Annotated in this window: 9 protein-coding genes; 3 read left to right on the top strand and 6 right to left on the bottom strand. The window is 38.2% G+C overall.

From position 1 onward, the window contains the following. Positions 1 to 84: 84 nt before the first annotated feature. From purL to QMD71_07445, 3 genes are read left to right on the top strand one after another with little or no spacing between them, the layout of a single operon-like run. Entirely contained in the window at positions 85 to 3,759 is a 3,675-nt protein-coding gene (gene purL, locus QMD71_07435; GenBank protein ID MDI6840661.1) for a phosphoribosylformylglycinamidine synthase subunit PurL, read from the top strand. Between the two features lie 15 nt (positions 3,760 to 3,774). Next, a complete protein-coding gene (locus QMD71_07440; GenBank protein MDI6840662.1) occupies positions 3,775 to 4,308 on the top strand; it encodes a macro domain-containing protein in 534 nt (177 codons plus the stop codon). Then, complete coding sequence (locus QMD71_07445) at positions 4,305 to 4,718, top strand: OsmC family protein (GenBank protein MDI6840663.1); 414 nt, start codon at positions 4,305 to 4,307, stop codon at positions 4,716 to 4,718. The genes QMD71_07440 and QMD71_07445 overlap by 4 nt, the downstream gene beginning before the upstream one ends. Before the next feature lie 258 nt (positions 4,719 to 4,976). On the opposite strand, the gene QMD71_07450 is transcribed toward QMD71_07445, so the two are convergent. The 6 genes from QMD71_07450 to QMD71_07475 all read right to left on the bottom strand — a co-directional run bounded on the left by QMD71_07450 (position 4,977) and on the right by QMD71_07475 (position 11,696). After that, complete coding sequence (locus QMD71_07450; protein ID MDI6840664.1) at positions 4,977 to 6,797, bottom strand: M64 family metallopeptidase; 1,821 nt, start codon at positions 6,795 to 6,797, stop codon at positions 4,977 to 4,979. Beyond that, the gene (locus QMD71_07455) at positions 6,781 to 7,254 is read right to left on the bottom strand and encodes a hypothetical protein (protein MDI6840665.1); all 474 of its coding nucleotides are present in this window, start codon (positions 7,252 to 7,254) and stop codon (positions 6,781 to 6,783) included. The genes QMD71_07450 and QMD71_07455 overlap by 17 nt, the downstream gene beginning before the upstream one ends. A 140-nt stretch (positions 7,255 to 7,394) precedes the next feature. Beyond that, a complete protein-coding gene (locus QMD71_07460; GenBank protein ID MDI6840666.1) occupies positions 7,395 to 7,913 on the bottom strand; it encodes a TlpA disulfide reductase family protein in 519 nt (172 codons plus the stop codon). Positions 7,914 to 7,929: 16 nt separating this feature from the next. Next, positions 7,930 to 9,414, bottom strand: coding sequence for an aldehyde dehydrogenase family protein (locus tag QMD71_07465; protein MDI6840667.1), 1,485 nt, complete (start codon positions 9,412 to 9,414; stop codon positions 7,930 to 7,932). An 11-nt stretch (positions 9,415 to 9,425) separates the two neighbouring features. Next, positions 9,426 to 10,496 carry a DUF362 domain-containing protein gene (locus tag QMD71_07470; GenBank protein ID MDI6840668.1) on the bottom strand — a complete coding sequence of 357 codons (1,071 nt, stop codon included), beginning with the start codon at positions 10,494 to 10,496 and terminating at the stop codon, positions 9,426 to 9,428. Between the two features lie 3 nt (positions 10,497 to 10,499). Continuing rightward, positions 10,500 to 11,696, bottom strand: coding sequence for a DUF835 domain-containing protein (locus QMD71_07475; protein ID MDI6840669.1), 1,197 nt, complete (start codon positions 11,694 to 11,696; stop codon positions 10,500 to 10,502). Positions 11,697 to 11,800: the final 104 nt, after the last annotated feature.

The following is an 11,800-nucleotide window of genomic DNA, read 5'->3' on the forward strand; positions in this document are numbered from 1 at the left end:
TAACCATTAGTCTACCTCTTTATTTTTCTCTTTTTTACTTGTCTTTTATGGATATTTTAGGTATAATTATTTAAATTATTTATTATGTTTAGAATTGAAGTAAAAAAGAAAGATAATATAGAAGGCGATAAGCTTAAGAAAGATATATTTGACCTCGGAATTAATGTCCAGTCTGTAGAAGTCATCTATACTTATTTAATTTTTGGTAACCTTACAAAAATTGATGTTCAAAGAATTGCACAAGACTTGCTTGCAGATAAAGTATGGGAAACATATAAGATAAATCCTAAACGCCAAATGCTAAATGCTAAATGCTTTACTATTGAGGTAGCTTATAATCCTGGCGTTATGGATGCAGTAGCTATAAGTGTAGTTAAGGGAATGCAGGATTTAGGAATTAAAGGAGTAGAAGCAGTAAAGACAGCTAAAAAGTATTTAATTACAGGGGCACTGTCAAAACAGGAGCTTGAATTTGTAGCTGATAAGCTATTAGTTAACCGCACTATTCAGCATATTGTTAGAAATGAAGAATATATTGTTACAACTCCAAAGTATTCTTTTAAACTCGTATCTGTAGATTTACTTACTGCATCAGATAAGGACTTATTGAACATAAGTAAACGTGGTATGCTTGGTCTTAATTTAATTGAGATGAAAGCAATTCAAAAGCATTTTATGAAACTTGCACGCAACCCTACTGATGTTGAGCTTGAGACAATAGCACAGACTTGGTCTGAGCATTGTGTACATAAGACATTTAAGTCAATGATTGAGTTTAACGGTAAGCTTATTCCACCACTTATTGATACAATTATGCAGGTCACAAATGAACTATCACCAAGCTGGTGTGTATCTGTTTTCAAGGATAATGCAGGTATAATCAAATTTGGCGACGGCTACAATATCTGCTTCAAAGTAGAGACCCATAATCATCCGTCAGCACTTGAGCCATATGGTGGGGCAGGCACTGGTATAGGTGGTGTCATTAGAGACCCATTGGGGACAGGACTTGGTGCTAAGCCAATCCTGAATACAGATGTGTTTTGCTTTGGACCACCAGATTATCCTCATAAAAGACTACCACCGGGAACACTGCATCCACTTCGTATTATGAAAGGGGTAGTAGCTGGTGTTAGAGATTACGGTAATAAAATGGGTATACCAACAGCGAATGGCGCAGTTTTGTTTGATGATAGATACATTGGTAATCCAGTAGTTTATTGTGGCACTGTTGGCTTAATACCTGATGATAAGTGTAAAAAAGAAGTAGTATGTGGTGACTTAATTGTCCTTGTTGGTGGTAGGACTGGCAGAGATGGTATTCATGGTGTTACATTTGCATCAATTGAGCTTACTAAGGAGTCTGAAGAGATTTCAAGTGGTGCTGTCCAGATTGGTAACCCAATAACTGAAAAGAAGCTTGTTGATATACTTTTAAAAGCAAGAGATAGAGGTCTTTATCGTGCTATAACAGACTGTGGTGGCGGTGGTCTATCATCAGCTATAGGTGAACTTGCACACTCAACCGGAGCAATAGTTGATTTGGATAAAGTGCCACTTAAATATGAGGGGCTTTCCTACAGTGAAATATGGATATCTGAGGCACAGGAGCGTATGATAATATTTGTGCCACCAAAAAAATTAGCCGAATTACTCGAATTATGCAGAAGTGAAGATGTAGAGGCTACTGTTATTGGTGAAGTTACCGATGATAAGACATTGATACTTAGGTATGAAGGCAATGTTGTTGGCAAACTTGATATGAAGTTCCTGCATGAAGGGTTACCTTTACCTATAAAGTATGCAAGTTGGAAGCCGAAAAAGTTTAATGAGCCCAAGTATATTGAACCTAAGGACTTAACCCCATATTTATTGTGTATACTTTCAAGTTTAAATGTTTGTAGCAAAGAGTGGGTTATTCGACAGTATGACCATGAGGTGCAAGGTGGTAGTGTATGTAAGCCACTTGTTGGCTATGATGGGCCAGGTGATGCCTGTATTGTAAGACCATTACTTAATTCTAACCGTGGTATTGTTATTGGCTGTGGTATTAATCCAAAGTATGGTGACCCTGAACTTGATTCAGGGGACCCGTATTGGATGGCAGGCTCGAATATTGACGAGGCAATACGAAATGTTGTAGCAGTGGGCGCTAATCCTAAGCGTGTCGCAATACTTGATAACTTCTCTTGGGGTAACCCGGATAAGCCGGATAGGTTAGGTGAGCTTGTTCGTGCTGTTCAAGGCTGCTATGATATAGCTAAGGCTTACAAGCTACCATTTATATCTGGAAAAGACTCGTTAAATAATGAATACAAAATAGGGAAGCGCTCAATCTCAATACCACCGACACTACTTATCTCTGCTATTGGGATTATAGAAGATATAAATAAAGCAGTCTCTATGGACTTAAAGGCTTCCAATGACCTTATATACATAATTGGTAAGACATATAATGAACTTGGTGGCTCTCATTATTACGAAATACGGAGCTTTGTGAGTAATTGTGTTCCAAAAGTGAGACCCAAGCCATCGCTATTTAGCGCTCTTCATAACGCAATAAAAACTGGTCTTGTTAAGGCATGCCACGACTGTTCTGAAGGCGGTATAGGCGTAACATGTGCGGAGATGTGTTTTGCAGGCGGGATAGGGATGAAAGTATGGCTCAATAAGGTAATTTGTGGGGAAACTATTACCAAAAATGACCAAATATTATTCTCTGAATCTAACTCAAGATTCATTGTAGAAGTAGCAAGAGAAAACAAATCTGAGTTTGCGAGTATGCTATCAGAAATTGATTTTGCTGAGATTGGAATAACTACTAATAGAGATGAGTTAGAGATATTTGGATTAAATGGTAAGCCGATTGTGAAGTCAAAAATTAGTGCTCTCAAATCTGCATGGCAGAAGCCACTTAGGTTACAAAGAATAGAACATAAGAAGCAAGAAGCAATAGGCACTGAGCCAGTCCATTGTAAGGGCGGGGTAACCCCGTCTATACGTAAATATAGTAAAACACGCACACTAATTTTAAGGACTGCTGGCACTAACTGTGATATAGAGACTAAAGTTGCGTTTGAGGTTGTAGGGGCGAGGTCATCTCGCCCCTACATCGTTGACTTGGTTCATATAAATGAACTAATAAGACATAAAAAGTCGCTTAATGACTACGACATACTTGTCATTCCCGGTGGCTTTACTTATGGGGATGATATTTCAGCCGGTAAGATACTTGCAAATGAGCTAAGATTTAAATTAGGTGAAGATGTAGATAAATTTGTTACTTCTGGTAAGCTTATACTTGGAATTTGTAACGGGTTTCAGGTGCTTGTCAAGCTTGGTTTACTACCTTATGGTAAATTAGGTGAACAAGTTATCACTCTAACTAACAATGTATCAGGTCTATTTCAATGTGAGTGGGTAGCGCTTGAAGCTCCCAAGACTAACTGTATATTTACAAAAGGGATTGATGAAATTGAGCTCCCAATTGCACACGCTGAGGGTAGGTTTGTAGCACAACCATCAATAATAAAAGAACTTAATAAAAATAGACAAGTAGCACTTAGATACAAAGGTTATAATCCAAATGGCTCAATGGACAACATTGCTGGTATATGTGACACGAGTGGCAGAATATTTGGGCTTATGCCACACCCAGAAAGGTTCATATTTGAGACACAATATCCAAGATGGACGAGAGCTAAAAAAGAACCACAAGGATTGATAATTTTTAGGAATGCAGTTGAATACATTCAATGATTTTTAATTAGGGAAATGGAAATTAAAGTAAATGGACGAACTATTAAACTCTTGCTCTGTGACATCACAGAACTTACTGTAGATGCTATTGTCAATGCTGCTAATACTCGCTTATGGATGGGTGGTGGTGTCGCCGGTGCTATACGGAGGAAGGGTGGACCGGAGATACAAAAAGAATGTAACAATATAGGTGGTACATTTGTAGGGAGTGCAGTCATAACAAGTGGTGGCAATTTGAATGCTAAATATGTTATACATGCAGTAGGACCACGTATGGGAGAAGGGGATGAGGATGTTAAACTTAAAAATGCTACTATTAACAGCCTTAAATTAGCGGATAAGTATAAATTGAAGACAATCGCATTTCCTGCGATATCAACAGGTGTATTTGGCTTCCCTATGGACAGATGTGCTAAGATTATGCTATCTACAACAATGGAGTATCTGAAAGAAGATACACAAATTAAGAAAGTAATCTTCTGCCTATATGATAAAAAGGCATTTGATACATTCAAGCAGCCACTTGCTAAGAAATTGGAGGTAAAATGACAGAAGTGAGGACAAAATTTATTGATGGTATGCGTTTTATATCTATGACAGATAGCGGTCATTCAATAGTTACGGATGCTGCAAAAGATAAAGGGGGAGTTGACTCTGGGCCGCGTCCTATGGAACTACTACTTGTAGCTCTTGCTACTTGTACTGGGATGGATGTTGTCTATATATTAAGGAAGATGAGACTTGACCCCAGCGGGATTGAGATTTCAGTCAAAGGTGAAAGGAAAGAAGAACACCCAAAAGTTTATAATAAAGTGCATATAACTTATGTATTTCAAGACAAATTACCGGAGCCTAAAATAAAAGAGGCAATAGAACTATCACTTAACAAATACTGCCCAATAGCCGCCCCATTAAAAGCAGTCGGTGAGCTAACTTACGAGTACAAAATTATTCATTGAGATAGACTGAAATGTGTAACTTAACCCTTCAGGGTTGATAATTTTTCACAGCTAAAGCTTTGAGTTACAGATTCTGTTTACATCAATGATAATTAAAGTAGGCTCTTTATTTCTTCTTCAATTTCTTTCTCTATCCCTTCTGTAAAGCCGACATGCTTGAACGCAATTTTACCCTCCTTATCAATAATATAAGTCACCGGTATAGCTTGTATGCTGTATTTCTTGAAGATACTACATATAATTCAGTAAAGCTGATTTTTATTTAACTAACACCATCTTGCAGGTAAGTACTTTACCATTAGACTCTAATCTACAGAAATATATACTATTACCCACTAACTTTCCATAGTCATCTGTACCATCCCATATTACTGCCTTGTAACCAGGTTTGTCTCTCTTATCTATTAGAGTTCTTACCCTCTGACCTGCAAGATTATAAACTACAAGCTTAACTTTACCTTTCTCAGGTAATGCGTATCTTATATGAGTAATTCTATTAAATGGATTAGGTTGACTCTGTGAAAGTGAAAATACAAGTGGAACATCAAATGATGCTGAGACGCCGGGAGGCGCAGTAGTAACAGTAACAGACCAGTTGCGTTCACTACCATTCACTAAAAGAGGCGGTGGGTCCCTGCGGACCCACTTAGTTGTGTCTTTGACTGTCACCTTAACTTCAAATTTGCCAGCAGTATCAGGAGCTACAAACAGAAAGCTATCAGTAGTTACGCCTTGTGAGGAGCCATTAACTAACCAATTAACTTCAGTAGTTGGGGCAGTGAGTTTATCAATCTTAAGTTGTAAGGTATCATTGACCCCTATAGCGACACTATCTGAATTTGGATAGGCGCTATCTATAAGTGTTGCAATATTAAAACCATAAATGCGCTTTACAAGTTGCTCCCTACAAACTGCACAATATTTATCCAAGAGTCTACGCATCATACAACTATTATATGTAGGACGGCCATGCCCTGTCGGGTCATAACAACAGCCCCACCAAAAACCCACTCCTTCTGTACCAACCCAAACTTCCCATATTGGATGAGTTGGGCTATCGTCACAATTGACTCCGTTAGCGGGAGTACCGCCTGGAGAATCATATTCATCCAATAACCAACCAAAAGCATGACCCATTTCATGTGCCATTACACGGTTCATGGAATACCCATTATAGGAAACCGCTATACCCTGCCAGTACCCGGCTCCACCATATACCCAACAATTTGCTAAAACAAGTATTAAATCATAATCTGGAGCAGACTCAGCTGCCGCCCATACTTTGGAAGTATTGATGTGTAGTAATCTACCCGAATACCCGCCATCAAGTGCTGTATTTACCACTGCACTGGGAGAGGGACAACCAGAGTCAATGCCAGACTCTTCAGAGATTACATCTACTCTATGCACATTAAAATATTTTGCGTATTCCTTATAGGGAGGAACTATAGAAAATAGATAGTTTATAAGTGTGTCAACATTATCATGATACTTTGCCATTTCAGCATTCGTGTACCCATCCCCCAGCACAACTATATCAATACGATTAGTGATGTGTCCATTGTTGATTATGGTCTCACAATCCCAGAGTCTCTTGCGACGCCTACTCTCTCCTCTTAACTTCTCTATCTCTTCTTCACTAGTAGCTCTTGTCCATACTACATCACCTTTAGGCGATAATACCTCAATTTTAGCCATATTTGAAAAGAGAGGCAACCTGACAACAAAATCGGTTTCATCCAATTTTTGTATACCACCAGTGAGTTCACCTTCTTCAGATAGATAATCGTAAAACACAATTGATGGGTCACCAATGGAGACAAAGTGTAATACTTTACTTTCTTTGCTATAAATTTTTGCCCTATACCTGTCGTATTTACACTCACAATCCAGCCTTTGTCCTATAAATCCGGGTGCTATTCGTATACCTTTCTCAGTTATCAAACCCTTAGAATAGTGCAATTTGAGTATTAACACTTCAGCCTTCACTTGTGCTAAATTAAGATTGTCTCCAACTGCATACCTTATAGGAAACAATAGCAAAGCTGTCAACCATACAAGTTTACCAAATTTTACCATGATACCCTCCTTTTTTTCTTAATTTTTCAATCTCTTTGTTAGTAATACTCCTTACCCATACTATTTTACCTTCAGGTGATAATATCTCAATTTTAGCCATATTTGGAAGGACAGGCAATCTTACGACAAAATCGGTCTCATTGAGCTTCACTGTGCCTCCTCTTAGTTCTTCCTCTTCTAATAGATAATCATAGAAAATAACTGATGGGTCACCAATAGAAACATAATGCAATACATTTCCCGCCGGGCCGTAAATTTTTGTAGTATATCCTCTGGACTCAGTCTCCCAATTCGAGTTTTGTCTTATAAATCCGGGTGCTATTCGTATGCCTTTCTCAGTTATTGAGCCATCAGAATAGTGTAGTGTAAGCGTCATCACTTCAGCCTTTCCTTGGAGTAAACTGGCATTTTTCTTATTTGCACACCTTATGTAAAGCGAGAGCAAAACTATTAACATTACCCACCCAAATTTAGCCTTTTTCCCCATAATAATCTTTATTGGCACTCAACAATCTAGCACAAAACTCGAGCATTCCTCACCCTCCATATATAATATAATCTATTTTCTTAGTTTGTCAACTCAATATTTCGTTCAAGTTAAAGTAGGCTCTTTATTTCTTTTTCAATTTCTACTTCCATTCCTTCTTTGAAGCCAACATGCTGAGAGGCAATTTTACCTTCCTTATCAATAATATAAGTTGTAGGTATAGCTTGTATATTGTATGTCTTAACGATATCGGGTGTGCCTATAAGCACAGGATAATTAATCTTATATGACTTAGCAAACTTGTTTAGCTTTTCCTTTTTATCAAATCCAATTCCAAGTATAATAAGCCCTTGTGTTTTGTATTTATTGTAAAGTGATATAAGTTTAGGTATCTCTACCCTACACGGTGGGCACCATGTAGCCCAGAAGTCAATAACTACAACTTTACCCTTTTGCTCACTTAGAGTGTAGCGCTTACCTTTTAAGTCATCAAGTGTGAAATCTGGTGCAATCCTTTCAGTAGATTCGTTTGACTGTGTTGTCTTCTCTGTCTTTTCATTCTTTGCCTCCCTTTTGCAACTTGGCAGTCCCAAAGCTACTACCAAAAATGCAAGCACTAATTTATTCATCACAATAAAATTAACGCTATTCTCCCTTCCATGTATCTATCTGAGCTTTCTGTAGTTTACCTGAATAGTCAATGTAAACTGTTTGAATCTCAGTAAATATTTCATAAGCGGTCCAGCCACCTTCTCTATGTCCATTGCCAGTATTCTTTACACCTCCAAACGGTAGGTGGCACTCTGCCCCAATTGTAGGTCCATTTACATAAGTTATACCAGCCTCAATACGCTCAATTGCGACCATTGCAGAATTTACATTACGAGTATAAATAGAAGAAGATAACCCATATTTGGTAGAGTTTATAACATCAATTGCTTCATCTAAATCCTTTACTTTAAGTACTGCAAGCACTGGGCCAAATATTTCCTCTTGTGCAATCCGCATATTAGGATGCACCCCAGTAAACACTGTTGGCTCATAGAACCAGCCATCCTTACATTCGCCTTTGGTATAAAAATTGCCACCGCATACAAGGGTTGCACCCTCACTCTTTCCAACCTGAACATACTCATGCACCTTTTCACGCTGTCGTTTAGACACGAGTGGTCCCATCTCTACAGACTCATCAAGCCCATTCCCAATCTTTATACGCTTTGCCCTATCTACCAGCATATCTACAAATTTATCATGGATAGGAGTATGCAAAATCAACCTTGAAGTCGCGGTGCACCTCTGTCCCGTAGTCCCAAATGCACCCCAAATTACACCTTCTAAGGCAAGCTCAAGGTCTGCATCCTCCATAACAATTTGAGCATTCTTGCCACCAAGTTCCAAAGATACTCGCTTTAGTCCTTTACCTGCTATTTCTGCAATCCTACTACCAGTCTCAACTGACCCTGTAAAACTTACCACCCCTACACCGGGATGGGTAGCAATTGCTTCACCTACAAGCTCACCAGAACCATGAACAAGATTTATGGCTGTAGGTAGAACACCTGCCTCAAGTAACAGCTCAACAAGCCTGGTAGCAGTCATAGGAGACTCACGCGATGGCTTAAACACAATAGTATTTCCAGCAAGTAAAGCAGGGATTAGCTTCCAGCAAGGAATGGCAGCCGGGAAGTTCCATGGGGTTATTAACCCAGCTACTCCAATAGGTCTCCTAAATGTGAGACAAACCTTATTACGCAGCTCTGATGGCACAGTCTCACCAAAGAAACGCCGTCCTTCACCAAATGCATAATATGCAGTATCTACACCCTCTTGAACATCACCTCTTGTTTCTTTAAGCACTTTGCCCATCTCCTGAGTTTCAATCCTTGCAAGTTCCTCTTTATATTTAGTAAGTAAATCACCAAAATTTTTCATAATTTCACCACGCTTTGGAATAGGTAATTTACTCCACTCAGTGAATGCAGTCTTAGCACTCTTTACTGCTTTATCTACATCATCAGCCCCAGAGTAGGGAAAGACGCCAACCTCTTCTTGGGTTGCAGGGCTTGTCTTAACAAAAGTCTCACCACTACGGGCTTCTATCCATTTCCCATTTATATAATTTTTGTACATCTCACCCCCTATTAAACTTTTATTAGTTTATACTTCTGTGTTCCAAGTCCAATTTGTTCAGCATAATTAAGTTGCACCTCTGGCTCAGCAGATGGATGAAGCTTACCAAATTTACCAAGAGAAGCTTTATTCACCAAGTCAAATGATGCAGCGTCTATACTTACTGGGTCAAGTGATGCAAGTATCCCAATATCAGGTACAACGGGAGGGTCACTTGAACCCCAACAATCGCAAAGAGGGGTAACATCAGTTATAAAATTGATGTAACCAACACGTTTACCAGTAACTGCTCCCTTTGCATACTCTATCATCCTCTCCTGTAGCTGAACTGATACATCTTCCCAATTTATTTTAATAGCCCCAATCTTACATACACTGATACATACAGCACAGCCAATGCATTTGGAACTCAAAATCTTTGCTACATCTGTTATTTTGATAGCATCTGCTGGGCACCAACGCTTGCAAGCACCGCATCCGGTACACTCATCACCGACCCATGGTGATACACTTGAGTGTTGCTCAAGTTTACCTGCCTTTGAAGCGCACCCCATTCCTAAATTCTTAAGTGCACCACCAAATCCTGTTACATAATGACCTTTGAAATGTGATATAACAATCATAATGTCTGCATAATAAATTGAACTCGCTATCTTTAGCTCATTGAAGTGTTTTCCATTACTCTTAACTTTAATATGCTCTTCACCCCTAAGGCCATCAGCAATAATAATTGGGGCTCCGTTAAATCCGTGCTCAGCTGCTAACCTAATATGAGACGGAGCGTCACCACGTTCACCTACATATAGTGAATTTGTATCTGTAAGAAATGGGAGCCCACCTTTTAATTTTATAATTTCAACTATTTTTTTGACAAAAACTGGTTTTACAAAGCCTGTATTACCACGCTCACCAAAGTGCAGCTTACAAGCTACAAGAGGCTTCACCCCAAGCTCTTTTTCTTTAAATAAATCCAATAATCCTGACCGGATGAATAGACTATCAAGCTTTGAGATTATATCTTGTGATGGGTAAGATTTTTTGCGGAATCCTGTAGAGAAGTCAATAAAGTAAACCTTGCTTATCACTCACTTTAATTCTTCAGCTTTTTTCTCTAAAATTGATAATTGTGCATCAGTAAAATCGTCCGGATCTATAGTAATGAGCAGATTTGAGTCACCCCCAGAGATCATTCTCTTCATAGTATACAAAAATTTCATTGCCTGTTCAAAGCCATTAAGTAGCTTTATATGGTTAAAGCAGTCAATCAATACTACAGAGTTTTTAACACTATTAACATACTCTGACACAGTAGCAGTTAGCTCATCTAACTTTGTGAATGGAATTGTACGCTCGCTTTCATCTGTTCTAAAAGTGAGCCAAATAATAGGTGTCTTTGTAAGCCCATACATTCTCCTAACTTCTTCAGGATGTAGTTTAGTAAAACATAACCCTTGACTACCGTGTGTAATTTGGATTAAGAAGGTTTCGTAACTTTTCTTTAGACTCTTTTCTTTAATAAAATAAATATTACCCATTTTTAACGAATATTTAAGCGGCAATTTTATAAGTCCGAGTGCTATCTGCAAATTTCGGTCACGCTCCCTCAGCCTCTCTATTTCACGTCCATTATGGGCTACACCAACAATCCCAATTACATTATCGTCTTTATCACGCATTACAGAACTAGAAAATATAACAGGTATTTTATCACCAGATTTTGTTACACAAGTTAACTCATAATCGCGGATATAATCGCCTTTAATCAATTTTTCGAAATCCCTTCCTTTAAATGGTGGCTCCTCAGTGAATAACATTCCGGCTGGCTTATCAATTAGCTCTTCTTCTTTATAACCCAGAAGGGTACAAGTAGCTTTATTAACTGCCGTAATTTTACCATTTAAGTCAATCACAATTAAGCTATCAGCCATATCTTTAATGATACTATCTAACTCCTTGTATGCTTCTCTCAGCTCTATCATTTTATTACGCTCTGCTTCCAATTTACTACGCTCCGCTTCTACTATTTTATTCCGTAAACGCTTTATTGTCAGTTCAGTTAAAATCACATGGGCACAAAATAACAGTGATAAACCTACAAATCCTAAAAGTAGGACGTTGAGAGTGTATTCCTTAATCCCAACAGTCTCAAATCTCCAATAAAAATATGCTAATGAAATAAAAAATACAAATGCCAAAAATAATCCAGTTATCAATGCCCATAACTGCCACTCACGCCGCTCTAACCCTTTTAATTCATCTGCTACTTTTAGTAATTTAGCCATATTTTTAATAATAACAGTTTTTGACTTTCTGTCAATAAAAAATTTTGTTTGTAGTTATTATTTTAAAATGTTAAAGATAATTATTACGTGAAAATGTTAAATTT

Source organism: bacterium, assembly GCA_030018315.1.
In the GTDB taxonomy this organism is placed as follows: Bacteria; Hydrothermota; UBA3073; order JACQXS01; family JAGMCI01; genus JASEGA01.

Coding starts and splice junctions, on each gene's coding strand:
- QMD71_07460 (MDI6840666.1), bottom strand. CDS start 7,913: ATGAATAAATTAGTGCTTGCATTTTTGGTAGTAGCTTTGGGACTGCCA.
- QMD71_07440 (MDI6840662.1), top strand. CDS start 3,775: ATGGAAATTAAAGTAAATGGACGAACTATTAAACTCTTGCTCTGTGAC.
- QMD71_07455 (MDI6840665.1), bottom strand. CDS start 7,254: ATGTTAATAGTTTTGCTCTCGCTTTACATAAGGTGTGCAAATAAGAAA.
- purL (MDI6840661.1), top strand. CDS start 85: ATGTTTAGAATTGAAGTAAAAAAGAAAGATAATATAGAAGGCGATAAG.
- QMD71_07475 (MDI6840669.1), bottom strand. CDS start 11,696: ATGGCTAAATTACTAAAAGTAGCAGATGAATTAAAAGGGTTAGAGCGG.
- QMD71_07445 (MDI6840663.1), top strand. CDS start 4,305: ATGACAGAAGTGAGGACAAAATTTATTGATGGTATGCGTTTTATATCT.
- QMD71_07450 (MDI6840664.1), bottom strand. CDS start 6,797: ATGGTAAAATTTGGTAAACTTGTATGGTTGACAGCTTTGCTATTGTTT.
- QMD71_07465 (MDI6840667.1), bottom strand. CDS start 9,414: ATGTACAAAAATTATATAAATGGGAAATGGATAGAAGCCCGTAGTGGT.